This is a genomic window from Arthrobacter sp. NicSoilB11, assembly GCF_019977375.1.
Classification (GTDB): Bacteria; Actinomycetota; Actinomycetes; order Actinomycetales; family Micrococcaceae; genus Arthrobacter.
Map to the genome: position 1 here is coordinate 62,633 of NZ_AP024657.1, position 26,078 is coordinate 88,710.

Sequence of the window (26,078 nt, forward strand, 5' to 3'; positions counted from 1 at the left end):
AGACAACCATGAAAATCACCCATCTCGACACCGTGGTCGTGGACTTCTACCGGACGAACCTCATCTTCGTCCGGCTTACAACTGACGAGGGGCTCACCGGCATCGCCGAGGCGACCCTCGAAGGGCAGGAACATGCTGTCCTCGGGGCGGTGGCTGTCCTTGCCGAAGCCGTCAGGGGCAAGGACCCCACGCGGATCACCCAGACCATTTATGAGCTCAACCGCGACGCCTACTGGCGCGGCGGTCCGGTATCCATGACAGCCCTGAGCGCCCTTGAGATGGCGATGTGGGATGTTTCGGCGCGGGCATTGGGCGTCCCGGTCCACCGGATGCTGGGGGGACAGGTCCGCGACCGGGTCCGCGCCTACGCCAACGGCTGGTTTTCCGGGGCCATCACTCCGGAGGATTTCGCCGAGGCCGCTGTACGGACGGTCGGCCAAGGCTTCCGCGGCCTAAAGTGGGACCCTTTCGAGGCCGCGGACCTTTTCCTGGAACCGCGGGACCTGGGGCGCATGCTTGAACCTGTTGAGGCAGTGCGGGCGGCAGTGGGCGACGACGTTGAACTGTTCATAGAAGGCCATGGCCGCTTTGATGTCCCCACAGCCATCCGGGTGGCCCGCGAACTTGAACGGTTCCAGCCGGTGTTTTTCGAGGAACCGTGCCCGCCGGACGGGATCGACGCCCTCGTGGAGGTGCGCAGCAGGTCCCCTGTTCCCATTGCCGCGGGGGAGAGGTGGATGGGCCGGAACACCTTCATTCCCGCCCTGGCCCGCAACGCCGTGGATTACATCCAGCCGGACGTCACGCACGCCGGCGGGCTGCTGGAACTGTCATTCATTTCCACTCTGGCGGCAGCCCATTATGTGCCGTTCGCACCGCACAACCCCAGCGGGCCACTCAGCACTGCGGCAACCCTGCAGCTCGGGGCCACACTGCCGAATTTCCGGTACCTGGAGATCATGGCCACGGACGTGCCGTGGCGCAGCGACATCTCCAGTGAGCGCCTTCAGCTGACGGCAGACGGCGATGTCATGATCCCCGAAGGCGTTGGGCTGGGCATCGACCTCGACTATGACGCGATCGCGGAGCATCCTTTCACGCCGCATCCCATGCGGATCTTCAGCGACGTGGTGGCCGATATCCGGCCGCCGGACGCCCGGTCCTACTTCAACCTCGCAGGCGCAGGCGTCCGCTGACGCGTCGGACAACGAAAAAACGGCGGCGTCCGCCCGGCCTAATAACCGGACGGAGGCCGCCGCTGCGGGTGTGCCTAGCGCTTGACCGCCTCGAGCTTGAGCAGCTTGGCGATAACGCCGTCGAGTTCGGAGTCGTCGAAGATCTTCTTCCAGTCGTCCTTGATGATGCTGTCCTTGCCGTACCAGGGTTGGCTCCAGGATGGCGTGCTGCTTGACGGTGACCCAGTGCACGTCGATGACGGGAGCGTAGATGGTGCGGATGACGGCCTCGGCAGAGTCACGGGAGGCGCCGGACTTCAGATTGTTTCGCTTGGGAGGTGTCCGTAGAATCTGCCGCCTCGACGGCCAAGATCAGTGCCGCCCTGGGCTCCCTGGGGCGCCTTGGAAATCCTGGGCATCGTGGTGGTCCGTCCCGGCTCCGACACCTATCTTAGGGACGGCGTCTCCGAACTCCTGCCCCGGACCCTCAGTTGGGGACTGATGCTGGGTGCGCCGCGGACGCGTGAACTCGTTGAGCTGCGCGGCGGCCTGGAAGTCCAGGCTTCCCAGCTGCGCTGAAGGAACACACGGAGATCTATGAGGCTCTGGCGGTCCGCGATGCGGAGGCCGTCACGGCCACCATGCGATCGCATATGCAGACCGCGTCCCGGCGCCTGCTGGCCGGTTTCGACGCCTCGCAGTAGGTTCCCGCGTATCAGTTGAGCGAGGCCGCCAGCTTTTCCCGCTGTGGATCGTCGCCCGTCCGGCGCGGGCCCACTGAACCGCGGCGCACCAGGGTGGCCGTGAACTGCGCCGGAGCGGCGGGCGGCAGCCCCTCCATCTGGCGGATCAGTGCCTTGGCTGCCGCCACGCCCATGTTGTAGACCGGCTGGGCGATGACCGTCAGGGGCGGCGTGGTGAGCCTGGTCCATGCGAAGTCGTCGTACATCAGGAATGACACATCGGCCGGAATGGACAGGCCCAATTCCTGGATCGCTTCCACCACGCTGAGGGCAATCAGGCCGTCCGAAGCGACCACTGCCGTGGCTTGGTCCGGGCCCCGGAGCACTTCGCGGGTGATGCTGCGGATCGAGTCGGCATCGCCGGCATTCAACCTGACCAGGTCTTCCGGGAAGGGCAGCCCCGCCGCAAGGAAAGCGTCCCGCATCCCCTCGATGCGGTCCGCAATCTGGGAGGACTCCAGGGTCATGCCCGGCGTGTAGGGGGTGTCCGTCCGCAGTGTGGAGATGAAGGCGATACGCCGGTGCCCTGCCTCGAGCAAATACTGCGTAGCTTCCCTGGAAATCCGCGCCATGTCCACGGCCATGGTCTCCACCTTGAGGTCGCCGGCGGTGCGGTCGATGAACACCAGGGGGCGTCCGGACCGGTGCACCTCCTGCAGGTGTTCGGTGTCCACTGATGATGCCGGGGCGACGATGAGGCCGTCCACCCGCTTGTCCAGCAACACCCGCACCGCGTCCACTTCCGCCGCCCGGTCCTCGTCGGTGTTGACCAGGATGACGTTGTACCCGGCCTTCTTGGCAGTGTCCGTGATGCCCCGGGTAGCAAGGCCGAAATGCGGGTTTTCGATGTCACCCACCACCACGCCGATGGTGTGCGATTTTCCGGTGTTCATGCTGCGGGCCAGCTCGTTGGGACGGTAGGAAAGCGCCTCGGCAGCGGCGAGGACGCGCTCGCGGACGTCGTCGCTGACCGCGCCGTAATTGCCCAGTGCACGGGCGGCCTGTGCCTTGGAGACCTGCGCAGCTTTTGCGACGTCGGCAACGGTTACGTCCCGCCGTCGTGCTCCATCACCGTTCATCTTCACCTTTCGACGGGGTTGTTGACGCCCCATGTGACATCGGCTACATTTCTATCAATCGATGTGAGTCCGGTCTCAATCCTAAGCTGTGAGACCGGACTCAACAAGAGCATCGACGACTTTCTTCGGCGGCCCTGACAGCACCGCCTTCCCACCAACGATTGGACAACGCTGTGAAGAAAAAGAATCTCCGACCTGCCGGATTTGCCGCGGCAGCCCTGGCCGCGGTCCTGGCGCTCTCCGGCTGCAGCTCCACCTCCGCCGCCTCCACCACAGAGAACAACCCCTACGGACTGATCCAGCCAGGCACCATCCGGGTGGCAAGCCTGGGTGACTCAAAGCCGTACACCTTCGCCGATGCCTCCGGAAACTTCACCGGCTTCGACGTGGAACTCTTCAAGGACGTGGCCCACCGGGCCGGTGTGGACAACGTGGTCTTCACCGGGCAGGACTTCTCGGGGCTCCTTGCCGCAGTGGCAAACGGACAGTTCGACGCCGGCGTCGCAGCCATCGGCATCACCGACAAGCGCAAGGAAACCGTGGACTTCTCGGACGGTTACCTGGCCGGCTACCTCACGGTCATCACCACCAAGACCTCCGGCATCACCAGCGCGGACGGGCTGGCCGGCAAACGCCTGGGCGTGGTCCAGGGAACCCTGCAGGAAGCCTATGCGGTGAAGAACTTCACCTCGGCCAGCCTGGTCCGCTTCCCTGACAACAACACCGCCATCGCCGCCGTGAACAGCGGAACGGTGGACGCGCATTTCCTGGATTACGAGGCCGCCAAGGCTTACGAGGAGCAGCACGGCCTGGTCAGCGCCGCGGACATCCCGTCCTTCGACGCCCCGGCCGGGTTCGCAGTGGCCAAGGGCAAGACGGCCTTCAAGGAAGCCCTGAACAAGGGCCTGGCCGCAGCCATGGAGGACGGCACCTGGAAGAAGCTCTACCAGAAGTGGTTCCCGGGCTCACCGATGCCCGAGCAGTACCTGCCCAAGGCCGAGCAGACCGCATCACCCTCGCCAAGCAAGTAGCCCCCAAGCATTATTTGCCGGGCTGTCAGGCCTTATGGCCACCTGGCCGGGCGGGCCGCCGTAAGCGGCCTGCCCGGCACCTCCCCTTCATCTACGTCTGAGAGCAATCATGGACTGGCTCAACACCATCATCCGTACCTTCTTCGACTTCGGCGCTATGGCCGAGGTCCTGCCCCAACTCCTGGCGGTCGGCCTGCTGAACACGCTGATCATTTCCATTGCCGCCACCGTCCTTGGCACGGTGCTGGGAATGGTGGTGGCCGTCATGGGCATCTCACCATCCAAGTGGCTGCGGGTCCCGGCCAGGATCTACACGGACCTTTTCCGTGGCCTGCCCGCCATCCTCACCATCCTGCTGATCGGCCAGGGCTTTGCCCGCCTGAGCCAGTCGATCTTCGGCCCGTCACCCTACCCGCTGGGCATCATCGCGCTGAGCCTGATCGCCAGCGCCTACATCGGGGAGATCTTCCGCGCCGGGATCCTCAGCGTGGACAAGGGCCAGGGCGAGGCCTGCCGTGCCCTGGGCATGAGCTACGCCAAATCCATGGCCCTGGTGGTGGTACCCCAGGGCGTCCGCCGGGTCCTCCCGGCCCTGGTGAACCAGTTCATCGCCATCGTCAAGGACTCCTCCCTGGTGTACTTCCTGGGCCTGCTGGTCACCGAACGCGAACTCTTCCGCGTGGGCCAGGACGCCGCCGTGCTGTCCGGGAACCTTTCACCCCTGGTGGCCGCCGGACTCCTCTACCTGGTGATTACCGTCCCGCTGACGCACCTGGTGAACCACTTCGACAACAAGTTCCGCACCGGCCGCCGCCGCGCCGCACCACCCACCAGCGGCCTGAAGGAAGTCAAGGAACTCGACGCGGCATCGCCGCTCACAGCCGGGAGCAACACATGAACACCCCCACCCCCACCACCATGAATGCGGCCACCTCGGAGGAACAGTCGTTCCGCGGCTCAAGCCTGGAACTGCGCAACCTCACCATGGCCTACGGCGACATCGAGGTACTGCGCAACGTCAGCCTCACCGTGGCGCCGGGCACCACCACCTGCATCATTGGCCCCTCAGGATCCGGAAAATCCACCCTGCTGCGCGGCGTCAACCGGCTGCACGAACCCAAGAGCGGGAACGTCCTGCTCGCTGGCGACAGCACCCTGACCGTCAACCCGGACACACTCCGCACCCGCATCGGCATGGTGTTCCAGCATTTCAACCTCTTCCCGGACCACACCGCCGAGGAAAACGTGGCCCTGGCCCTCTGGAGCGTCAAAGGCATGCCCAAGGCCCAGGCCATGGAACGCGCCCGCCAACGGCTCGCCGAGGTTGGCCTCGCCGAACGCGCCGACCACCGCCCCCGTGACCTCTCCGGCGGCCAGCAGCAACGCGTCGCCATCGCGCGGGCCCTGGCCATGGAACCCGAAGTGATGCTCTTCGACGAGGCCACCAGCGCCCTGGACCCCGAACTGGTCAAGGGCGTCCTGAACCTAATGGCCGGCCTGGGCCGCCGGGGCATGACCATGCTCGTCGTCACCCACGAAATGGGCTTCGCCCGGAAAGTGGCAGACCAGGTGGTCTTCATGGATGAAGGCGAAGTAGTGGAGGCCGGGACACCCGCCCAACTCTTCGACAATCCCCGCAGCGAACGCCTCCAGCGCTTCCTTTCCGAGGTGCTCTGATGGGTGCGGTTGCAGCGGCACCCATCCGGACCGCCGTCGTCGGTTTTGGAATCTCCGGCAAGGTCTTCCACGCGCCCCTGGTGGCGGCCAACCCGGACTTCTCGCTGGACGTCATCGTCACTGCCCAGCCGGAACGTGCGGCGGAGGCGGCACGGCTGTATCCGCAGGCACGGATTGCCGGCACCCCGGAGGAGCTGTTCGCCCTGGCCGCGGACCTGGACCTGGTCATCCTGGGCACCCCGCCGCACACGCACTACGGGCTGGCCGCGACAGCCATCGCCCACGGCCTGCATGTGGTGGTGGACAAGCCTTTCGTCCCCACGTCCGACTTGGGCGGGGAGCTGATCAGCAGGGCGGCCGACGGCGGGGTGCAGCTAACGGTGTTCCAGAACCGCCGGTGGGATGCAGACTTCCTCACCCTGCAGAAGGTGCTGGCGTCCGGAGACCTTGGCGGGGTCACCAGCTTCGAATCGCGGTTCGAATGGTGGCGGCCCGAAGGCTTCGGAAACTGGCGGGACACCGTGTCCCTGTCCGAGGGCGGCGGCATCCTGCACGACCTCGGCGCGCACCTGATCGACCAGGCCATCCACCTATTCGGCCCGGTGGAACGGAGCTACGGCGAGACGGCCAACCGCGGTCCGCATCCGGACGCGGCGGATACGGAAGCGTTCGTGTCGTTGCTGCACGCCTCCGGCGTCCGCACGCGGCTCTGGATGAACGGCATGGCCGCCCAGGCCGGGCCGCGGTTCCACGTCCTGGGTTCCCGCGCCGGCTACACCAAGTGGGGCCTGGACGGACAGGAACCTGCCCTCGCTGCCGGGACGCCGCCGTCGGACCCCGCCTATGGTGTGGAACCCCAGGAGCGTTGGGGGCTCCTGGGCGTGGACGGGGCAACGGCGGCCGTCCCCGCCGAACGCGGCGCCTACCCGCAGTTCTACGTCCAGCTGGCCGCCGCCCTGCACGGGAACGGGCCGCTGCCGGTGGATCCCGCCGAACCGCTTGAGGTGCTGAAGGTGATCGAGGGCATCCACGCCCTGACCTGACGCCACACCCAATTTCCCCTGCTTTCCCTGACGCGTCGTCAGCGTCTTCCGCAACCACGAATTCCACAGAAAGGGACACCATGTCCTCTCTTCCAGCCACCAAGCGCGTTGCCGTCATCGGCGGCGGCATCCTCGGCGTCTCCACCGCGGTCCACCTGCTCCGCGAAGGAGCGTCGGTGATCCTGCTGACCGAGCGCGGCCTCGCCAGCGAAGCCAGCGGCCGCTCGCTGTCCTGGCTCAACTCCGCCGGCGAACGGTCCACCCCGTACCACCAGCTGCGGGTGGCCGGCGTGGACCGCTACCGCACCCTCTTCGCCTCGGACCCCAGCCGCGACTGGCTGCAGTTTGGCGGCGGCCTGATGTGGAACGCCGCGGGGCAGGGCGAGGCCACCGCGGCCCGGCACGCCTACGAAAAGTCCATCGGCTACGACTCCCGGCTTCTCGCCCCCAGCGGTATCGCAGCCACCACCCCCGGCATCGATGCGGACGCCGTGCCGGAGAATGCCATCTTCAATCCCGGCGAGGGCTGGGTGAGCCTGCCGGACCTGATCGACTTCCTCATGGAGGAGTTCCACGCCCGCGGCGGCGAACTGGTCCTGAACGCGGGAAAAGCCTCCGTCATGGTGGAAGGCGGCCGCACCTCCGGCGTGGAGACAGCGTCGGGCGGGACATACCCGGCCGACGCCGTGCTGGTGGCCTGCGGCGCGGCGACGCCCGCCGTCGTCCAACCCCTGGGAGTGCACATCCCCAACGGCTCTCCCGTGTCCATGCTGGTGGTGACCAAGCAGGTGCAGCACGACGTGGCCGCGGTGATGAACACCCCGCGCGCAGCCTTGCGGCCCAACCCGGGCGGGACGTTTGCCCTGGACCACGACTGGTACGAGGAACACATTACCGAGCACGCGGACGGCTCCTTCAGCATCCCCGATGAGGTGGTCCAGGAACTGGCCGATGAGGCATCGAAGCTTGTTGCCGGCAATCCGGAACTCAAGCCCGCCTCCTGGAAGATGGGCTATAAGCCCATTCCCGGGGACGGCGAACCCGTCCTGGGCGAACTGGGCCAGGTGCCCGGATGCTTCGTTGCCTTCACGCACTCCGGCGCCACGCTGGGACTCATTGCCGGTGAGCTCCTGGCCGGGGAAATCCTGACCGGCAGGAAGCACCCCATGCTGGCCACCTTCCGGCCGGGACGCTTCTCCTAAGCCGGGCTGCAAAGGGGCGGGGCCGTGCGGATTGCGGCTCCGCCCTTTGCCTGTGCCGTCCGGACTGGATGCCGTCCGGCGTGTCAGGCGCCCAAATGACCGGTGAGCCGGCGGTGGAATCCGGTGCTGCGCTCATCGAGGCCTTCGATCCTCACCGTGGCCCCGTGGTCCGCGTATTTCGTTTCAATGGAGTCGAGGGCGGCCACCGTCGAGGCGTCCCAGATCTGTGCACGGCTGAGGTCGATGGACACCAGGCCCGGATCGTCCGCGTAGGCGAAGTGTTCCACCAGGTCGTTGCTGCTCCCGAAAAACAGCGGGCCCACCACCTGGTAGCGGACACTCTCCCCGTCGCCGGCCAGGGTCCTCTCAACAGTGATCACATGCGCCACCCGGCGGGCGAACAGGACCATGGCCAGGATGACGCCGACGAGGACGCCGTAGGCCAGGTTCCCCGTCAGCACCACGACGGCCACAGTAACAGCCATGACCAGTGTCTCCGGTATGGGCATCCGCTTCAGGGTGGACGGTTTGACGCTGTGCCAGTCCACCGTGGTGACGGCAACCACCATCATGACCGCGGCGAGGGCCACCATGGGAATCTGCCCCATGATCGAGCTGAGCCCGGTCACCAGGGCCAGCAGGAACAGTCCGGCCACGAACGTCGAAATGCGGGTGCGGGCCTGGCCGGTCTTCACATTGAGGACGGTCTGCCCGATCATGGCGCAGCCGGCAATGCCGCCGTAGAAACCGGCGAGGATGTTCGATACGCCCAGCCCCCAGGACTCGCGTCCCTTATGGGACGGGGTGCCGGTGATGTCATCGACGAGTTTCGCTGTGAGGAGGGTTTCCATGAGGCCGACGAACGCCACGCTCAGTGCCGTGGGCAGCACCAGCTGGAAGGTGGCAAGGTCAAGCGGGAAAAGGAACGGGGTGATCCCCGGCAGCTTGCCCGTAAGGGGACCTTCGTCCGCGACGCTCGGAACGGCCACGCCGGCGATGATGACGATTGCCGTGACGGCCACGATGGCAACCAGCGGCGACGGAACCACCTTGGTGAAGCGCGGAAGGACGAAAATGATCGCGAACGTCAGGGCGAACAGGACGTAGGCGGGCCAGGGGACATTGAGGACATGGGGCACCTGCGCCATGAAGATCAGCACGCCCAGGGCGTTGACGAATCCGATCATCACCGATCTGGGGATGAAGCGCATCAGCCGGGCAAGGCCGGCCAGGCCAAAGACCACCTGGATCACGCCGGCGAGCAGCACGGCGGGCAGGACGTACTGGACACCGTGCTGGTGCACCAGCGGGGCGATCACCAGGGCGACGGAACCGGCTGCGGCGGTAACGACGCCGGGCCGGCCGCCAAGGACCGACATCGCAAGGGCCAGCACGATGGAGGCGACCAGGCTCACCATGGGATCCACCCCGGCCACGATCGAGAAGGATATGACCTCGGGGACCAGGGCCAGGGTGGTGACCATGCCGGCCAGGACCTCGCGGGAGAGCTGCCGCGGGGAGCGCACGGCGGTCAGGACAGTGGTCGGTTGCCGGACGGGGCGGGGGCGGGCGGTGACGGCCAAGGAGCGGCTCCAGGGGACATGGCTCTGCTGGGAGAGCGGGTGTGCAACGTTTCTGCGCGCCACGGTGCGCACGGGTCCAGCCCGGCCATGGAAGACAATGGGGTGGGAAGGGAATGCGCCGGTGGCTTTCGGCTGCATAGGCAACACTACCCGCCAGGGTTTATGGAGGGGCAGCCAACCGCGATACGCAGTTCCGCAGCCGTTGCCAAACTGTGGCGCTTCCGCCCGGCCCGGCCCCGGGCGGAAGTAAGCTCGGCTGATAAAATGGCCGGGTTGCAGGGCGGCCATTTGAAGCTGGGGCGAGCAGTGCCGTAACAAGTCAGGGGACCACACAAACATGACGGCAGGCGGGTCACACCTCAGGATGTCGGAGAGCCGGCCGGGCACACCGGCCGGGGTTTCCGTGCCCGCCAAAGGCCGTGCCTACCTGGCAACCCTCGAAGGCTTTGTCGGCGCCCTCATGATGTTCGTCGGTTCCATCGGAACGGGCTGGATCGCCAACGGGTCGCCCATGATCCGGCAACCGGTGGTGATCGCACTCCGTACCGAAGGCTGGGGCGTGGCGGTATCCACCGTGCTGCTTACGGCCGGTGCCATGCTCCTGATGCGCTCCTGGCTTCGCCTGGGCCAGAGGCTGGGGGACTGGGGACAATCCTCCCTGCGGTCCGTGGTGGTGGCCATATCCGCCTGGTCCCTGCCGCTCTTGTTCTGCGTTCCGGTCTTCTCCAGGGACGTCTACGCCTATACGGGGCAGGGCCGCCTGGTCCAGGAAGGCCAGAACCCGTATGAGGTGGGCATTTCCACCCTCAACAACTGGTTCTCCCTGGGGGCCGACCCCGCCTGGGCGGAAAACCGGACCCCGTACGGGCCGTACTTCCTGTGGCTGGCGCGCGCGGTGGTGGGACTGACAGGAGCCCAGCCTGACGCGTCCGTCCTGCTGTTCCGCCTCCTGGCCGGCGTCGGCGTGCTGCTCTGCGTCATCTACGTGCCCAGGCTCGCCGAACTGCACGGGATCAACGGTGCCCGCGCGCTCTGGATCTCCGTGGCCAACCCGTTGTTCCTCATCAGCTTCATCGCCAGTGCCCACAATGACGCCCTGATGGTGGGGCTCGCCGTGGCCGGTGTCTACCTGGCCGCCACCCGCCGCTACCTCCTGGGCGTCCTCCTGGTCACCGCCTCCATCGGCATCAAGCCCATCACCGTCCTGCTGCTGCCGTTCATCGGTGTGATGTGGGCGGGGCCCGCTGCCTCCTGGCCGCGAAAATTCCTGATGTGGGGTGCCACGGCGGGCATCAGCTTCGGCGTGCTGGCCCTGAGCGGCATCCCCTACAACCTCGGCATCGGCTGGACGTGGGCCATTATGGACCCCACCCCCGGCTACACGGGCTACTCGCCGTCGGGCTTCCTGGGCCAGCAGGTGGAGATGCTGGCCAACGCCCTGGGACTGCCCGGCGGAACGCTGGCCACCTGGCTGCGGACCGCCATGAAGTGGGCGGCGATCGCACTGGTCCTGCTGCTGATGTTCCGCGGCGACTACTCGCGGGCGGTGCGGCGGATGGCCCTGGCGTTCACCGCCGTCGTGATGCTCTCGCCCATCATCCAGCCCTGGTACATCCTGTGGTTCCTGCCGTTCCTGGCGGTCACGGGAATCCGGGACGACTGGCAGATCCGCTCGCTGTACGTGGGCGTGACGTTCTTTGTGGTATTCGGCGCCCAGGACCAGCTTTCGGTCTGGTCCTTCGTGGAACTGCCCATCGACGCCTCGTCCCTGGCCTTCTTTACGGCCCTGGCCTTCACCTTCTACCTGCTGGTCCTGGACGTCCATACCCGCAAGCTGCTCATCGAGGGCAAGCCGCTGGACGTTGCCCGGCGGGCCTGGCGGTGGGTGGCGGAGCGCCGGGCCGCGCGCCAGGCTGAGGCCCGTGACGCCGTCGACCGGTCGTCCGGGGGCAGCTAGGCTCCGGCCGGCACCTGGGCTGACGTTTTCCGGCCCAACTCCGCGGTGCGCTTCACCGACCACCACAGCAGGACCACCAGGAGCACGTTGCGGGTGGTCAGGATGGCTGCCATGACGGGGTGCGCATGGATGAGCGGGGTGTAGAACAGCGGGTAGATCACGAACGTTGTCATGGCAATGCCCATCATCAGGGCGGCCGGGACCTTCCAGCGCTCCCAGTCATGCGCCAGGCCGGCGATGATCACCGGTGCCAGCCAGATGATGAACTGCGGCGAGCCCACCTTGTTGAACACGATGAAGGCGGTAACCATCATGAGCGCGCCTTCGAGGAACAGTTCCTCGCGTTCGGCGCCGCGCCGCAGGGCGCGGACCAGAAGAATGGCCGCGGTGACGGCCGCAAGGACCAGCAGCGGCTGCATCAGGAATGCGGCGGTGCCGGCACCGGGGCCGTAGACCTCGGTGGAATTGATGGCGGTGTTGTCGGCCATCCGTGAACCGGCGATGTGGAAAACGCTCAGCCACACCCAGGGCGTGGAGACGGTGGCCTCAAGCTGCATTCCGCGCTCGCCCTGGTTCAGGAGGAAGTCCATGATGTGCGGCAGCCCGCCGGTCAGCCACGTGCCCAGGCCCACCACCGCGGTGACGGCGGCGCCGGCGAGGACCACCTGGATCCGCTTGTGGCTGGCGATGACGATCGGGACCAGGACGGCTGCGGGCCAGACCTTGATCCAGGTGGCGATGCTGAGCAGGACGCCGGCCACGACGGGCCGTTCAGCGGCATAGAGCAGGGCGATCAGCACGATCGGCGCCGTGATGCCCTCCACCCTGGCGAAGCTCAGGTAGCCCATGAACACCGTGAAGAACAGCCACCACCAGGCGGGGGCAATGCCCGTGACCTTCCGCGGGCCACGGGTGAGGTAGACCAGGCCGACGGCGTTGAGCGCCGTGATGATCAGGAACCACACCAGCAGGTAGAGGCCTGGCCCGGCGATGTTGGCCAGGAAGATGGGGATCTGAGCCAGCACCGGGTAGACCCAGGGGCTGATCTTCCCGGTCAGGTCCGCCGGGTTGTAGCCGTCCAGGGCCCACTGCCGGTACTGCTCGGTGTCGCTGAACGTATCGCCGTTCAGGAAAAAGGATGCCATCCAGCCCAGGAAGTACAGATGGACGACGGCGAAGCCCCACCAGACGCTGGATGGGCGGGCGAACCAGTCCACCACTTTTGCCGGGAGCAGTCTGGTGCGGACGGTCACCAGGCGGTCAAAGAACCTCGTGGAAATGTCAGGTCTCCTTGAGCGCGGGGGCGGGGGCTGCGGTCTTCTTGCCCAGCGTGTAGAGGCGCCGGACGCTCCACAGGAACAGGACCACCAGCAGGACGTTGCGGATTGTCAGTACCAGGGCCATCCAGGGGTTGTTGTGGCTCAGGGCGTCGTAGAAGAGCGGGTAGATGAAGTAGGTTGCCACGGCGATGGCGATCAGCATTGCCGCCGGAACCCGCCATTCACGCCAGCTGTGCGCCAGGCCCACCGCGACGGCGGGGCCGAGCCACACCATGAACTGCGGCGAACCCACCTTGTTGAAAACCACGAACGCGGTGGCCAGGGTCAGGGCCCCGGCCAGGAGCAGCTCGGTGCGGTCCACGCCGCCGGCCACCTTGTGCTGCTTTCCGTTGTGGAGCGCCCAGAAGGTCAGGCCGGCCACCAGGAGTGCCGCCAGCACCAGGAGGGGCTGCATCAGCACGGACATGGTGGCGGTGCCCGGGCCGTCCACCTGCATGGAGTTGATGTCCGTGTTCATGTACATGCGCGAGCCGCCGATGTTCAGGACGGAGAGCCAAAGCCAGGGGGTGGTGAAGGTGGCCTCGAGCTGCATGCCGCGGTCGCCCTGCTGGGTGAGGAAGTTCAGGAGCTTGGGGACGCTGCCCAGGGCTGCTGCCAGCGCCACCACGCCCGCCGTCGTCGCGATTCCTGCCAGCACCACCAGCAGGCGGTTCTTTACGACGGCGAAAAGGGCCAGCATGATGGCCGCCGGCCAGACCTTCACCCAGGTGCCGACGGCCAGCAGGACCGAGGCGACGAACGGGCGCTGGACGCCGTAGGCCAGGGCCACAAGGACCAGCGGGGCGGTGAGGCCGTCCACCCGGGCGAAGCCCAGCCAGCCCATCAGGAAGGTGAAGGCCAGCCACCACCAGCCGGCGGGGATGGCGCTGGCGTTGCGGCCCCGCCCGGTGAGCTTGAGCAGGGCCCAGGCGTTCAGGAGCGTGGTCATGAGGACCCAGATGAAGAAAAACGGTCCCGGTCCCGCCAGGCCTGCGATGGCCATGGGGATGAGCGCCAGGATGGGGTACACCCACGGGCTGGGGCCGCCCCGGAGGTTCGCGTCGTTGAATCCCGCCATGGCCCAGTCACGGTAGATGAAGGTGTCGCTGAACGCCTCGCCGCGAAGGGAGAGGGAAGCGGCGAAGACCAGGAAGACAAGGTGCACCACGATGAATCCCGCCAGCAGGCCGCCCCCGGTGTTCAACCGGCTCCGCACCGGGGTGGGGAGGATGACGTTGCGGATCCTGGTGAGATTGCCGAAGAGAGCGTCGGTGGAAATGGCGGATCCTTGTCAGGTCGTGGCACACGTGTGGTGTCGTGCTGGTGGCTTGGTTCTGCCGCAGGGCTGGGTCAGGGGCAGCGGAGCCGTTCGGAAACAGCTTCCACTCCTGTCCAACTCTAATTCACGGTGCTTTAGCGCCCGTAATTGCTGAGGCAGGCTCGAGCCGTCACGCCTTGACCTGCGGCGACTTATTACTTGATTTTTCAAGTTGCTGGTGATCCATCCCTCGGGCATTATGAGCTGGGCACAAAGGTTCCCAAACTTCGCCTGCAGCCTTGGGGAGCGCAGGTGTTGGATATCACCCCCTACCCCCAACACACAAAGGCTAGACCCATGAACTTCCCGCTGACCCTCACCGTGTCCGACCGCCAGAGCATGGACCGCGAGCTCGACGCCGCCGTCGCTGCCGCCAAGGCCCACGCCCTGGACGGCAAGAGCCACGGCATCCTCGTTACCCGGCACGGCGCGAACAAGTTCACCGTTGCCCTCAGCGACGCGGTTCCCTTCGGCCTTACCCGCGAACACCAGGCCTGGTAGGTCCTGGCCTGGCGTTGGCGCCACAGGATCTTGACGCCAACGCCTGGTGCCGGCCCGGCTGTCCTTTTCTGCTGACGCTCGGATTTTTTACCTGACGGACTCTTCGGCCGCCGGCGGCACCTTCCCGCGGGAGCGTGCCCGCCAGCTGCGCCACAGCCGCTCCAGGGCGTCGAGCTCCTCCGGGGTGGCGTTCCGGAAGGGCGGGTCCGCGGGAAGGTGCGGTTCCTGCCGGCCCGTGCGCCGGGTGGCGATGAGGCTCGCCCCGACGGAAACGCCCAAAATGGCGGTGATGACGGCGAGGGAGACCGGCGTCGGAATGTAGTAGACGTCGATCTTGAGCGCCATCTTGATGCCCACCCAGATCAGCACCAGGGCCAGGCCCGTCTTCAGGTATACGAAGCGGTGGATGAGGTCCGCCAGCAGGAAGTACATGGCGCGCAGGCCGAGGATCGCGAACGCGTTGGCCGTGAACACCAGGAAGACCTCGTCCGTGACCGCGAAGATGGCCGGGATGGAGTCGACGGCGAAGATGATGTCCGTGACTTCAACCAGCACCAGGACCGCCAGCAGGGGAGTGGCAAGCAGTGCACCGCCCTTCCGGATGAGGAAGCGCTGGCCATGGAAGGCGTCCGTCATGGGCACGTGCCGGCGGAACAGCTTCAATGCCTGCGACTTCCCGGGGTCGATGTGCTCGTCACGCTGCCTGAGCATCCGGTAGCCGGTGAAGAGCAGGAATGCCGCGAACAGGTAGAGGACCCACCCGGCGCTGGCGATGATCGCCGAGCCCGCGGCGATGAACAGGCCGCGAAACACCAGCGCCCCCAGGACACCGAAGAAGAGCACGCGGTGCTGGTACTCGCGGGGAACGGCGAAGAACGTAAAGATGATTGCCCAGACAAAGACGTTGTCCACGGCGAGCGACTTCTCGATGAGGTATCCGGCGAAGTACTGCTGGCCGAACTCCGCGCCGTACAGGAACCACACCAGTGCGCCGAATGCAACGCCGAACAGCACCCAGATCCCGGACCAGGCTGCGGCCTCGCGGACGCTGATGACATGGGCGTGGCGGTGGGCCACGAGGTCGACGACAAGCATGAGGAGGATGAATCCGATGACGGCGAACCACATCCAGAGGGGAACGTTCATGGGGCACCTGCTTCCAGTCAGTGACAACCAACTGGAGGTCTCTCCCGGCCGTCATGCGGCCCGCCCACCGGAAGGCTCAGGGGCCTCCGTACTGACGATGGACTGTGAAGTGGGGATACTCCCCTCCGTATGAATAATTTACAGAATCCTGGAGACGTTGGGTAGGTATGGAGAACACCAAACCTGGACCGGAAGGCGGATTCGATGGATACGAAACCCAAGGTGGCTGTGCTGGGGACGGGAATCATGGGAGCGGCCATGGCGCGCAACCTCCTGCGCGCCGGTCATGAGGTCTCGGTGTGGAACCGGGACGCGGCCAAAGCGGAACGGCTGGCCGCGGACGGTGCCCGGCATGCCGCTGCCCCCGCCGAAGCTGTCGAGGCAGCCGACGTGGTCCTGACCATGCTCCACGACGTTGCCGCGGTGGAGCAGGTCATCCGGAGTGCCGCACCCGGCGTCCGGCCGGGCACAACGTGGGTCCAGTCCACAACGGTTGGGGTGCAGGACGCGGCCGCTTTGGCCGCACTGGCCGGCGAACTTGGCCTGGACCTGGTGGAGGCGCCCGTTTCCGGAACGCGCGCCCCCGCAGAAGCCGGCCAGCTTCTGGTCCTCGCCGCCGCTCCCGAAGCAGTGCGCCAACGCGTGGGGCCGGTCCTCGATGCCATTGGCGCCCGCACCATCTGGACAGGCGACGACCCGTCCAAGGGTTCCGCGGCCCGCCTCAAGCTGGTGGTCAACAGCTGGGTCATCGCGGCGTCCAACGCCGCCGGCGAAGTGGTTGCCCTTGCCCAGGCGCTGGGCGTCGATCCGCAGCAGTTCCTCGACGTGCTCGACGGCGGCCCGCTTGACCTGCCCTATCTCCGCCTGAAGATGGACCTCATCCTCAACGACCAGCTGGAGCCTGCCTCCTTCGCCGTGGACACCGCGCGCAAGGATGCCCACCTCATTGTGGATGCCGCCGTCGAGCATGGCCTGACGCTTGACGGCGCCGTTGCCTCCACAGCCCGGCTGGACCGGGTGGCCGGCCAGGGCCGCGGCAGGCAGGATATGGCCGCGGCCTACTACGCCAGCCGGTAGCAGGACCCCGCTCATCCTGGCGCGGACCGTTCGGGATAGCGCTTGCCCATTGACGTAACCGGCATCACCTCCTATATTGGATGAATCGATTCAAAGAGCTGCCGCTCCAGTCCATGACGGACTGCGGCGGCGCAGACACCACCACGAACATCGGCTGAATTCCAGCGGTTCCGGTTCCTTGCCAATGAAGACGAAGGACATAAGCACATGAGCACCACCCCAACCCGCGTGGCCCTCCCCAGCCAGGGTGCCGGCACCGGTTCGCGGGACCCCAGGAAAGCGGCGATGAGCGGCTGGATTGGAAGCGCCCTGGAGTACTACGACTTCGCGCTGTACTCGCTGGCCGCGACCCTGATCTTCCCCACCATCTTCTTTCCCTCGGAAAACCCCACTGTCGGCATTATCGCCTCCCTGGCAACGTATGCCGTGGGCTATGTCTCCCGTCCGGTAGGCGCGGTTGTCCTGGGGGCGTACGGTGACCGGCACGGCCGCAAGAAGGTACTCGTCTTCGCGATGCTGCTCATGGGCTTTGCCACCTTCGCCGTCGGGCTCCTGCCCACCTATGGGCAGGTGGGCCTCCTGGCGCCCGCCCTCCTGGTGCTCCTCCGCCTGATCCAGGGCTTTGCGGTGGCCGGCGAGCTCGGCGGCGCCAGCGCGATGATCGTTGAACACTCTCCCGATGCCCGGCGCGGATTCTTTGCCAGCTTCAGCCTCCAGGGCACCCAGGTGGGCTCGATCCTGGCCACCGCCGTCCTGCTCCCGCTCGCGGCAGTCCTCCCCGCCGACCAGTTCGGCACCTGGGGCTGGCGCATCCCCTTCCTGCTCAGCGCCGTCGTGATCCTGGCCGGCTACTTCATCCGCCGCCGGGTCCAGGAACCGCCCGCCTACGCAGCACAGTCCGGCAAGCCCGAAACCAAGCGCTTCCCGCTCGTCGAACTCCTGCGAACGCGGCCGGGCGTCCTGGTCCGCTGCATCGCGATGACCTTCACCAACGTGATCGGCATGGCCACCCTGATCTTCGGCGTCTCCTTTGCCACCCAAAAGGGCTACGGCAACGGCTTCTCCAGCAGTGAGTTCCTGTGGGTGACACTCGTGGCCAACATTGCCGCCGTCATGACCATCCCGCTGTTCGGCGCGCTGTCCGACAGGATTGGCTGGCGGACGCTCATGGCTGCCGGCGGGGTGGCGGGCGGCCTCCTGGTGGGCGGATACCTGTGGGCCATTGAACAGGGGAGCCTCCCGCTGGTCTTCGTCTGCGTTGTGATCGTGCAGGGCATCTTCTTCCAGATGTGGAATGCCACCTTCGCCACGTTCTTCCAGGAGCAGTTCCCCATGCGGATCCGCGTGACCGGGTTCGCCGTTTCGCAGAACATCGGGCTCATGATTGCATCGTTCTTCCCCAGCATCTTCACGGCGATTGCCCCTCCGGGCTCCACCAACGTTCCGTTCACCATCGGACTGGCCACGCTGGGCATCTGCCTCATCTCCGCAGTGGCCACCCTGATGTCCCCGGACACCAAGGGCAAGTCACTCGAGGACCTCGAGGTGCAGAAGGTGGCACCTGCCGGTACCGCCGGCAAGTAGTCCAGCCGCAGTGCGTCCGGCCCGGGGCGCGCCACCGGGACAGGGGGAGGGGCGGTGGATGCTGCCCCCTCCCTGGTGTTTCCGTGACTCGGGACTACTTGTATAGATGTATACAAGTATGATGGCCGAGGAGGTACACCATGGCCGAATCACCTGCCCGGAACACCGGGGCACACGTTGTCTACGCCGAGCTGAAACGGCGGATCCTGAGCCTTGAGCTCAAGCCGGGGGAGCGCATCTACGAGCCGGCAATGGCCTCGGCCCTGCAGGTGAGCCGCACACCGCTCCGGGAGGCCATCCGGCGGCTCATTTCGGAGAGCCTGCTGGAACAGCAGCCCACCGGAGGCGTGCTGGTGCCCGCGCTGGACGAGGCAGCCATTTCGGAACTCTACGAGGTCCGCGCAGCCATGGAGTCCCTCATGGCGCGCAATGCCTGCATAAAGGCAACGCCGGCTGACATCGAGGCCCTCGAAGGCATTCTTGAACGCAACGCGGCCATGGTGGCGTTCGCCGATGACGCGATGCAGCAGGGCATGGCACTGCACGCAAAGATCGCGGGCATTGCCGGGAACTCCTGGGCCCGCCGCTTCCACAACCAGATTTCAAGCCACATGGAACGGTACCGGCACTTCACCAACAGCACCCAGGAACGGCGCGACCAGGCCCTGGCCCAGCACCGCACCCTGGTGGCTGCCCTGGCCGGCGGCGACCCGGAGAAGGCAGCCAAGGTGGCGTTCGACCATGTCATAGGCGCCCGCGACGCCGCCGTCCAGGCCATGTCCGGCACCAGCGTCCCCGGCTCATGATCGGCGAGCTGGGCCGCCGCTCGGCCACTGCCCTCCTGGTCCACTCGGCGCTGATCCAGGCCGTCACCTTCCTGGTCCGGCCGGCGGCCACCTACCGCGCATTGGAGCTGGACGTTCCGGACTTCGCCCTGGGCCTGCTGGCTGCCAGTTATGCGGTGTTTCCGCTGCTGCTTGCCGTCCCCACGGGCACCCTGGTGGACCGCCTGGGTGAGCGGCGGCTCATGGCGATCGGGGCCGCCGTCGTCCTTTCCTGCTCTGCCTTCCTGCTGCTGTGGGGCTCGTCGATCGTGGCGCTGGTGGCGGGAACCGCGCTGCTTGGTGCCGGTCAACTGGCCTGCGTGGTGGGGCAGCAGGCCGTGGTGGCCAATAATGCTGCCTCGTCCCGGATGGACTCCGCGTTCGGCTACCTGACGTTCGCCGCCTCCCTGGGGCAGGCCCTCGGACCGCTGGCGATTGCGCTGGTGGGCGGCGCCTCGGTCCGGCCCGACACCCAGGCGATCTTCCTGCTCTCGGTGGTCATGAGCCTGGTGCTGTTCGCTGCCACGTTCGCCGTATCGGCGCACGTCAGCGGCGGCAGGAAGAAGGGAGCGTCCGCTGGCAGCAGCGCCAGTGGCGTCTCACTGCTGAGGGCTCCCGGCGTGGCCCGGGCGCTGGCCACCAGCGCCACCGTCCTCGCCGTGGTGGACCTGACCGTGGTTTACCTGCCCGCGCTCGGCGCCGACCGCGGACTCACAGTGGCAACAGTGGGTGCCATGCTGACGGTACGCGCCGTGTTCTCCATGGTTTCCCGTCTCATGCTGGGCCGGGTGTCCCGGCGGATCGGCCGCATGAGGTTGCTGGTGGTGAGCCTGGCCCTGTCCACGTTTGCGCTGGCTGCGCTGGCAATCCCCATGCCCCTGTGGCTGCTGTTTGCCGTCATGGCATTGCTCGGGCTGGGGCTCGGCATCGGCCAGCCGCTGACCATGTCCTGGCTGTCGGCCCAGGCGCCGGCCGGGCAGCGGGGCAGGGCGCTGGCGCTGAGGCTCGCCGGCAACCGGGTGGGGCAGGGTGGTCCTTCCGAGCGCCATCGGCGGCGTGGCGGCCGGGCTGGGGGCGGGTGGAGTCTTCCTTGCCTCGGCGGTTGTGGTGGGCGGGACGCTCCTGCTGCTCCGGGGCGTGCAGCTGGACTGACTGCGGATGCCCTCGCGTCACGCCGGGCATGCTTTGGAGGAATGGACGACGGCGGGACCCCGCGTTTCCGGGGCCACGGCCACCTCAGGTGGCCCGAAAGCGCGCCGTGCGTGACGCCGTCGTGTGCTTTCCCTGCCGGCCGTTTCCCCGGGTGCCGTCAGTAGACGGAGCCCTCAAGCAGTTCCGCCAACCTGGCTGCCGCCCGCTTCAGCTCCGGAACGCCCACCTTCAGCGTGTCCTCGGAGGCGGCCTCCACGGGGCTGGTCAGCGAAATTGATTCCGTTGGCTGTCCTGACCTCCTGGGCAGGGCTACAGCCACCGACAACACTCCTGAAGCGCGCTCGTCGGCTGAATACGCGTAGTCGGCATCCGCCGCGGGCAGCCGCGACTGCAGCTCCCCGAGCGTGAAGGCCTTGCCTTCATGGCCTGCTCCGATGGCGGCCTCCACGGCCTCCTGCAGTTCCTCCACGGAGGCCGTTGCCAGCAGGATCTTTCCGGCCGCACCGGATGTCAGGGGCAGCCGCTTGCCCAGCGGGAGGTCATAGCGAAGCGGGGCCTCTCCATCCACCCGGGCCACCAGGATCCGTTCATAACCCAGGCGCGTGTAGAGGGAGGCGGTGAGGCCGGTCTGCGTCGCCAGCTGCTGGAGGACGGGCCGGGAAGAGACCACCAGGGGGTCGTTCTCCAGGTAGCTCCTGGCGGCCGGGAGGACGGCAGGGCCGATCCGGTAGGACTTGTCCGTCTGGCTCACCATCCCGAAATCCTGCAGGACCCGAAGGATCCTCAGTGTGGTGGGCAGGCTCATGCCGCAGTTCCGCGCAAGATCGCTGAGCCGCTGCGGGCGTTCCGCCCGCTGCAGTTCCGCGAAGACCTCCAAGGCCCGGGAAAGGGAGCGCATGTTCGAGGACTTGGGGCTGTCCTCCGTCGGGCTGCCTGAAGTGGAAGTCATCGCCATCATTTCATTCTATGTAAGTTTCTTGCGCTTGACAGCCGATGTGTCTGCTGTCACTATTTCTCAGTACGCAATATAGTTTCATTCTGTGAAACGCAATGACGCGCAGTGAAAAGGAAATCCATGACAACGGAGTCAGTCACGACGAAACCCGGAAGTCCCGTACGGGTGGCCCGCAGCGTGCTGGTAGGAATCGGTGCGTTCGCCGCCGTCGGCGTCTATGTCCTGGCCAGCTCGATCGGCCTGGGACTCTGGACCTCCCTGGGCCCGGGCCCGGGCCTGTTCCCCTTCGCCATGGGCGCAGTCCTCGCCGCCATGGCCGTCCTCTGGCTGTTCCAGGAACTCCGCAACCCCAGCGAAACCGCAGCCGGCGTTGACCGGGGCCTGGTGATCGCCGTCGTTGCCAGCCTGGTAATCCTTGCGGCCGTCATGGACCTGCTTGGCTTCCAGCTGAGCATGTTCCTGTTCCTGCTGTACCACCTGAAACTTCGCGGGCGCAGGACCTGGAAGTCCTCGCTGATCATCGCGGTGGCCGGAAGCTTCGGAGCGTTCTATGCCTTCAACTACGGCCTGAACGTCGCGCTGCCGGTGTCCGCCCTTCCCTTCCTTAACGCGATCGGACTCTAGACGTGGATACCCTCAACGAACTGGTCAACGGCTTCGCGGCCGCCATGACCTGGCAGAACCTGCTGTTCGCCTTCCTCGGCTGCCTCCTGGGCACCATCATCGGCGTGCTGCCCGGCATCGGGCCCGTGGCAGGCGTCGCCCTGCTGATCCCGCTCACGCTGAACATGGACGCCACCGGGGCGATCATCATGCTGTGTGCCATCTTCTACGGCACCGCCTACGGGGGAACCATCACCAGCGTGCTGCTCAACACCCCCGGCGAAGCAGCATCAGCCATCACCACCATCGACGGCTACGCCATGACCAAGATGGGCAAGGCCGGCGCCGCGCTGACCATCGCCGCCGTCGGATCCTTCGTTGGCGGAACCATCGCCACCCTCGGCCTGGTGGCGGCAGCCAAGCCGCTGGGAGAACTGGGCCTGCTGGTCGGGCCGCCGGAATTCTTCGCCCTGATGGTGGTGGGCATCTCGCTCCTGGTGGCCCTGGCCGGGAAATCCATGGTCAAGGCCGTCATCTCCGGCGCCCTGGGCCTGCTGATCTCCATGGTGGGCATCGACCCCGTGGCCGGTGCTCCACGCTTCACCTTCGGCATGGACCGGCTCCTGGACGGCGTCAGCTTCGTGGCCGTCATCGTCGGAGTCTTCGGCCTCTCGGAACTCCTGTCCTACCGCAAGGGCGACCAGCCCGCGGCGGTGCACGCCCCCAACCTGCGCTCGCTGCTGCCCACCGCCACGGAGTGGCGGCGCAGCGCCCCGGCGATGGCCCGCGGCACCGGCATCGGCTTCGGCCTGGGGCTCATCCCCGGCATGACCGGGTCTGTGTCCTCGCTGCTGTCCTACGGGGCGGAAAAGAAGTTCTCCCGCCACCGCCACGAACTGGGCAGGGGTGCCATCGAAGGCGTGGCCGGACCCGAAACGGCCAACAATGCCCACGCCAACGCGGCCCTGATTCCGCTGTTCACGCTCGGCATCCCGGCCTCGCCCACCATCGCCGTGCTGATGGGCGCCTTCCTGCAGCAGGGCCTCACACCGGGACCCACCCTCTTCACCGAGAACTCCGAGATCGCCTGGGCCATCATCGCCAGCCTCTTCATCGGCAACCTGATCCTGCTCCTGCTCAACGTCCCGCTCGTGGGGCTCTGGACCTCCATCCTCCGTGTCCCGTCAACAATCCTGACGGCCCTGATCCTGCTCTTCATGGTCATCGGCGCCTACACCATCAACTTCAGCGTCTTCGATGTCTTCGTGATGATCGGCTTCGGGCTCCTGGGCCTCGCCCTCCGCCACCTGGACATCCCGCTGGCGCCCATGGTGCTGACCCTGGTCCTTGGTCCCCTGATGGAGCGGTCCCTCCGTGAGTCGCTGGAGATCTCCCAGGGCGACTTCGGCATCTTCACCAGCCGTCCCATTTCCGCGGTCCTGATCGGCATCGGCCTGCTGATTGTCATCAGCCCGCTGCTCAAGCTCCGCAAGCCCAAGGCTCTTACCGAAGACCCCGAAACCTAAACCCCACCCGCGCACCTGAACCCCGCACCCCTGAACCCCCCCACCCCTGAACCCCGCACCCCTTCAAAGGAGAAGACCTATGAAAACCCGCCTCCGCCTCACCGCCGCCCTTGCCGCGGCCTCCCTGATCGGCCTCACCGGCTGCGGCGCCAATACCGGCGCCACCAACAACAATGCCGCCAGCGACTTCCCGAAAAAGGGCAAGTCCATCGACCTCGTGGTCGCGTTCGGTTCCGGCGGTGCCGTGGACACAGCCGCGCGGCTCATCCAGCCCGTTCTCGAGAAGGAACTCGGAACCAACGTCGAGGTCATCAACAAGCCCGGCGCCGGCGGCCAGATCGGCTACACCCAGCTCACCAGCGCCAAGCCGGACGGCTACACCATCGGCGCCACCGGCTCGCCTTCCGTGGTCGTCTCGCCCCTGGACCCGTCCCGCGGCGCCAAGTACACCCGGGACAGCTTCCAGCCCCTGGGCCGCCAGGTCATCGATCCCACAGTCATCGCCGTCCAGCCGGACAGCCCGTACCAGACGCTGAAGGACCTCCTGGAAGCGGTCAAGGCCAAGCCGAAGTCCATGACCGCCAGCACCACCGGGCTTCAGACCGGCGAGCACTTTGCCCTGGCCCAGATCCAGCAGGCCACGGGTTCCGAGTTCGCCCCGGTCCACTTCTCCGAAGGCGCGTCGCAGGCAACCACCGCGTTCCTCGGAAAGCACGTGGACGTGCTGGTGGCGAACGTCAGCGACGTGAACGACCTCACCAAGCAGGGCAAAGCGCGGGTGCTGGGCGTCATGTCCGCGGAACGCGCACCCTCCCTGCCGGAGATCCCCACCTTCAAGGAATCCGGCTATGACCTGACGGCGGGAACCGCCCGCGGCTACTCGGCCCCGGCCGGCCTGCCCGCGGATGTGGCCAAGAAGCTCGAGGCCGCCATCCAGAAGGCCATCGAGGACCCCACCGTGGTGCAGAAGATGAAGGACCTGGGCCTGCAGACCAGCTACCTCAACGGCGCCGACTACAAGACGTTCTGGGCCGGCCAGGAAGAGGACTTCAAGGAAGTCCTCCCGCTGGTCCAGAAAAAAGACTGACCCCCACTGCCCGGAACGGAAAGATCCATCATGACAACTCCTGCCATTGACGCCATTGGCGCTGACTTCGCACGTCCCAGCAGCGACATCGTGGAAAGGCTCGGCAAGCTTCCCGCGGCCAATATCGGCGACGCCATGGACCGGCTTGGGGTGGCGGACTCCGCCATCCAGGCGGTCTGGCCGGGCGCAAAGCTCGCCGGCCCGGCGTTTACGGTGTGGACCCGCCCCGGAGACAACAAGGGCATCCACGCCGCCCTGCAGCTGGCCCGTCCCGGAGACGTCATTGTGGTGGCAGGGGGCGGCGATGAATCCCGCGCCCTGCTGGGCGAACTGATCGGGGAGCGCGCCATCAACCTTGGTGTCGCGGGATTCGCGCTGGACGGAGCAGCCCGCGACGCCGGGGCGCTGGCAGAGATTGGCATGCCCGTCTTTGCGAGGGCTACTTCGCCGGCCGGCCCCTACAAGGACGGTCCCTTCCGGCTGGGAACCGCCCTCGCGTTCGGCGGCGTCCCCGTTCTGCCCGGCGACGTCATCGTCGGCGACTCGGACGGCGTGGTGGTCATCCCCCGGGAACAGGCTGCCGCCGTCGCCGATGCCGCCGAAGCGGTCTTCGCGGACGAAACCAGCCGCCGCCAGGCCATCGTCGCCGCCCGCAACTGAACCTTCACCAAAGCCAAGAAAGAACAGAGCAAACCATGACAGCGTGCACCGTCATCGGCCTCGGCGAAGCCGGAGCCACCTACGCCGCGGCCCTGACCGCCGCCGGCCACACGGTTACCGGCTTCGATCCGGTGGCCCCCAGTACGCCGCAGGGAGTAACCCGGGCAGCAACAGCCGCCGAAGCATGCACCGGTGCAGACATCGTCCTGGTGATGACCGGCGCTGCCGCGGCCCGCAGCGTGGCACAGGAGTGCCTTCCGGTCCTTGCCAGCGGCAGCGTCTACGCCGACTTCACGTCGTCCTCACCGGCTACCATGCAGGAACTGGGGCAGCTTCCCGGCAAGGCCGCCTTTGCCGATGTCGCCATCCTGGGACCGGTCGCGGCGTTGGGCGAGAAGACACCCCTGATGGTGAGTGGCCCCGGCGCCCAGGCCGTGGCCGACCTGCTGCGGCCGCTGGGAGTTGATGTTGAAATCACCGGCGGCGGCCCGGGGGCGGCGATGGCGCACAAACTGCTGCGCAGCGTCCTGATGAAGGGCCTGGCATCTGTGGTGGTGGAAGCCGTGACGGCCGGCCGGGCGGCCGGCCTTGAGGAGTGGATCCGCGCCCAGATCGCCGGTCAGCTGGCCGGCGACGGGCAGGCCGTGATCGACCGGTTCCTGACGGGCACCGCCAAGCACGCCGTGCGCCGCTCCAAGGAGATGCAGGACACCGCAAGCTACCTCTCGGACCTGGGTGTCCCCGCCGAGATGACCAACGCCTCCGCCGCCGCGCTGGCCCGTATGGCGCAGACCTCGGAGCCGGCCTTGCGCTGACCGCGCAGTCAGGCACAATCA

Annotated in this window: 24 protein-coding genes and 2 pseudogenes; 19 read left to right on the forward strand and 7 right to left on the reverse strand. The window is 66.8% G+C overall.

From position 1 onward, the window contains the following. Positions 1-8: 8 nt before the first annotated feature. Positions 9-1,196 carry a mandelate racemase/muconate lactonizing enzyme family protein gene (locus LDO14_RS00325; protein WP_018770387.1) on the forward strand — a complete coding sequence of 396 codons (1,188 nt, stop codon included), beginning with the start codon at positions 9-11 and terminating at the stop codon, positions 1,194-1,196. Positions 1,197-1,270: 74 nt separating this feature from the next. On the opposite strand, the pseudogene LDO14_RS00330 reads toward LDO14_RS00325, so the two are convergent. Then, positions 1,271-1,490, reverse strand: a pseudogene (locus tag LDO14_RS00330) (phosphogluconate dehydrogenase C-terminal domain-containing protein); the annotation flags it as partial. 60 nt (positions 1,491-1,550) lie between these two features. Here LDO14_RS00330 and LDO14_RS00335 point away from each other — a divergent pair. Both LDO14_RS00335 and LDO14_RS00340 read left to right on the forward strand, forming a co-directional pair. Then, on the forward strand, positions 1,551-1,754 hold the full coding sequence (locus tag LDO14_RS00335) for a hypothetical protein (RefSeq protein ID WP_018770385.1): 204 nt from the start codon (positions 1,551-1,553) through the stop codon (positions 1,752-1,754). A 26-nt stretch (positions 1,755-1,780) separates the two neighbouring features. Continuing rightward, complete coding sequence (locus LDO14_RS00340) at positions 1,781-1,879, forward strand: hypothetical protein (protein ID WP_223995340.1); 99 nt, start codon at positions 1,781-1,783, stop codon at positions 1,877-1,879. Positions 1,880-1,890: 11 nt separating this feature from the next. Here the strand turns inward: LDO14_RS00340 and LDO14_RS00345 are convergent, their stop codons facing one another. Further along, on the reverse strand, positions 1,891-2,997 hold the full coding sequence (locus LDO14_RS00345) for a LacI family DNA-binding transcriptional regulator (protein WP_018770384.1): 1,107 nt from the start codon (positions 2,995-2,997) through the stop codon (positions 1,891-1,893). Between the two features lie 173 nt (positions 2,998-3,170). Here LDO14_RS00345 and LDO14_RS00350 point away from each other — a divergent pair, with 173 nt between their 5' ends. The 5 genes from LDO14_RS00350 to LDO14_RS00370 all read left to right on the forward strand — a co-directional run bounded on the left by LDO14_RS00350 (position 3,171) and on the right by LDO14_RS00370 (position 7,950). Continuing rightward, positions 3,171-4,028: an ABC transporter substrate-binding protein gene (locus LDO14_RS00350; protein WP_018770383.1), complete on the forward strand. Its 858-nt coding sequence runs from the start codon at positions 3,171-3,173 to the stop codon at positions 4,026-4,028. Positions 4,029-4,137: 109 nt separating this feature from the next. Next, the gene (locus LDO14_RS00355; protein ID WP_018770382.1) at positions 4,138-4,926 is read left to right on the forward strand and encodes an amino acid ABC transporter permease; all 789 of its coding nucleotides are present in this window, start codon (positions 4,138-4,140) and stop codon (positions 4,924-4,926) included. Further along, on the forward strand, positions 4,923-5,705 hold the full coding sequence (locus LDO14_RS00360; RefSeq protein ID WP_018770381.1) for an amino acid ABC transporter ATP-binding protein: 783 nt from the start codon (positions 4,923-4,925) through the stop codon (positions 5,703-5,705). The genes LDO14_RS00355 and LDO14_RS00360 overlap by 4 nt, the downstream gene beginning before the upstream one ends. Then, positions 5,705-6,748, forward strand: coding sequence for a Gfo/Idh/MocA family oxidoreductase (locus LDO14_RS00365; protein WP_018770380.1), 1,044 nt, complete (start codon positions 5,705-5,707; stop codon positions 6,746-6,748). The genes LDO14_RS00360 and LDO14_RS00365 overlap by 1 nt, the downstream gene beginning before the upstream one ends. 80 nt (positions 6,749-6,828) lie before the next feature. Further along, positions 6,829-7,950, forward strand: a complete 1,122-nt coding sequence (locus tag LDO14_RS00370) for an FAD-binding oxidoreductase (protein ID WP_018770379.1) — start codon at positions 6,829-6,831, stop codon at positions 7,948-7,950. Between the two features lie 83 nt (positions 7,951-8,033). Here LDO14_RS00370 and LDO14_RS00375 read toward each other — a convergent pair whose 3' ends face one another. Beyond that, complete coding sequence (locus LDO14_RS00375) at positions 8,034-9,533, reverse strand: SulP family inorganic anion transporter (RefSeq protein WP_056389664.1); 1,500 nt, start codon at positions 9,531-9,533, stop codon at positions 8,034-8,036. A gap of 364 nt (positions 9,534-9,897) precedes the next feature. Between LDO14_RS00375 and mptB the strand changes: the two genes are divergently transcribed. Continuing rightward, positions 9,898-11,490: a polyprenol phosphomannose-dependent alpha 1,6 mannosyltransferase MptB gene (mptB, locus tag LDO14_RS00380; protein ID WP_018770377.1), complete on the forward strand. Its 1,593-nt coding sequence runs from the start codon at positions 9,898-9,900 to the stop codon at positions 11,488-11,490. Here mptB and LDO14_RS00385 read toward each other — a convergent pair. Further along, positions 11,487-12,743 carry a glycosyltransferase 87 family protein gene (locus LDO14_RS00385; RefSeq protein ID WP_223993214.1) on the reverse strand — a complete coding sequence of 419 codons (1,257 nt, stop codon included), beginning with the start codon at positions 12,741-12,743 and terminating at the stop codon, positions 11,487-11,489. The two genes, mptB and LDO14_RS00385, sit on opposite strands and share 4 nt — an antisense overlap. Positions 12,744-12,771: 28 nt before the next feature. Then, positions 12,772-14,013: a glycosyltransferase family 87 protein gene (locus tag LDO14_RS00390; protein ID WP_223993216.1), complete on the reverse strand. Its 1,242-nt coding sequence runs from the start codon at positions 14,011-14,013 to the stop codon at positions 12,772-12,774. Between the two features lie 411 nt (positions 14,014-14,424). Between LDO14_RS00390 and LDO14_RS00395 the strand changes: the two genes are divergently transcribed. Further along, positions 14,425-14,628 carry a hypothetical protein gene (locus LDO14_RS00395; RefSeq protein ID WP_018770374.1) on the forward strand — a complete coding sequence of 68 codons (204 nt, stop codon included), beginning with the start codon at positions 14,425-14,427 and terminating at the stop codon, positions 14,626-14,628. A gap of 87 nt (positions 14,629-14,715) precedes the next feature. On the opposite strand, the gene LDO14_RS00400 is transcribed toward LDO14_RS00395, so the two are convergent. Beyond that, positions 14,716-15,774 (reverse strand): TerC family protein, encoded by a 1,059-nt coding sequence (locus LDO14_RS00400; protein WP_223993218.1) that lies wholly within the window; start codon positions 15,772-15,774, stop codon positions 14,716-14,718. Between the two features lie 204 nt (positions 15,775-15,978). Between LDO14_RS00400 and LDO14_RS00405 the strand changes: the two genes are divergently transcribed. The 4 genes and pseudogenes from LDO14_RS00405 to LDO14_RS00420 all read left to right on the forward strand — a co-directional run bounded on the left by LDO14_RS00405 (position 15,979) and on the right by LDO14_RS00420 (position 20,411). Then, the gene (locus tag LDO14_RS00405; protein WP_018770372.1) at positions 15,979-16,851 is read left to right on the forward strand and encodes an NAD(P)-dependent oxidoreductase; all 873 of its coding nucleotides are present in this window, start codon (positions 15,979-15,981) and stop codon (positions 16,849-16,851) included. Positions 16,852-17,058: 207 nt separating this feature from the next. Next, on the forward strand, positions 17,059-18,435 hold the full coding sequence (locus tag LDO14_RS00410) for an MFS transporter (RefSeq protein WP_223993220.1): 1,377 nt from the start codon (positions 17,059-17,061) through the stop codon (positions 18,433-18,435). A gap of 140 nt (positions 18,436-18,575) precedes the next feature. Further along, positions 18,576-19,241: a GntR family transcriptional regulator gene (locus LDO14_RS00415; protein ID WP_223993222.1), complete on the forward strand. Its 666-nt coding sequence runs from the start codon at positions 18,576-18,578 to the stop codon at positions 19,239-19,241. After that, a pseudogene (locus LDO14_RS00420) lies at positions 19,238-20,411 on the forward strand (MFS transporter). The gene LDO14_RS00415 and the pseudogene LDO14_RS00420 overlap by 4 nt, the downstream one beginning before the upstream one ends. Before the next feature lie 157 nt (positions 20,412-20,568). On the opposite strand, the gene LDO14_RS00425 reads toward LDO14_RS00420, so the two are convergent. Then, the gene (locus LDO14_RS00425; protein ID WP_026265941.1) at positions 20,569-21,369 is read right to left on the reverse strand and encodes an IclR family transcriptional regulator; all 801 of its coding nucleotides are present in this window, start codon (positions 21,367-21,369) and stop codon (positions 20,569-20,571) included. A gap of 117 nt (positions 21,370-21,486) precedes the next feature. Between LDO14_RS00425 and LDO14_RS00430 the strand changes: the two genes are divergently transcribed. The 5 genes from LDO14_RS00430 to LDO14_RS00450 all read left to right on the forward strand — a co-directional run bounded on the left by LDO14_RS00430 (position 21,487) and on the right by LDO14_RS00450 (position 26,057). Further along, positions 21,487-21,990, forward strand: a complete 504-nt coding sequence (locus tag LDO14_RS00430; protein WP_018770366.1) for a tripartite tricarboxylate transporter TctB family protein — start codon at positions 21,487-21,489, stop codon at positions 21,988-21,990. A gap of 2 nt (positions 21,991-21,992) precedes the next feature. Further along, on the forward strand, positions 21,993-23,495 hold the full coding sequence (locus LDO14_RS00435) for a tripartite tricarboxylate transporter permease (RefSeq protein ID WP_018770365.1): 1,503 nt from the start codon (positions 21,993-21,995) through the stop codon (positions 23,493-23,495). A 79-nt stretch (positions 23,496-23,574) separates the two neighbouring features. After that, positions 23,575-24,582: a tripartite tricarboxylate transporter substrate binding protein gene (locus LDO14_RS00440; RefSeq protein WP_018770364.1), complete on the forward strand. Its 1,008-nt coding sequence runs from the start codon at positions 23,575-23,577 to the stop codon at positions 24,580-24,582. Between the two features lie 30 nt (positions 24,583-24,612). Continuing rightward, positions 24,613-25,242: a methyltransferase gene (locus tag LDO14_RS00445; RefSeq protein ID WP_018770363.1), complete on the forward strand. Its 630-nt coding sequence runs from the start codon at positions 24,613-24,615 to the stop codon at positions 25,240-25,242. Positions 25,243-25,277: 35 nt separating this feature from the next. Continuing rightward, complete coding sequence (locus LDO14_RS00450) at positions 25,278-26,057, forward strand: NAD(P)-dependent oxidoreductase (protein ID WP_018770362.1); 780 nt, start codon at positions 25,278-25,280, stop codon at positions 26,055-26,057. Positions 26,058-26,078 lie beyond the last annotated feature (21 nt).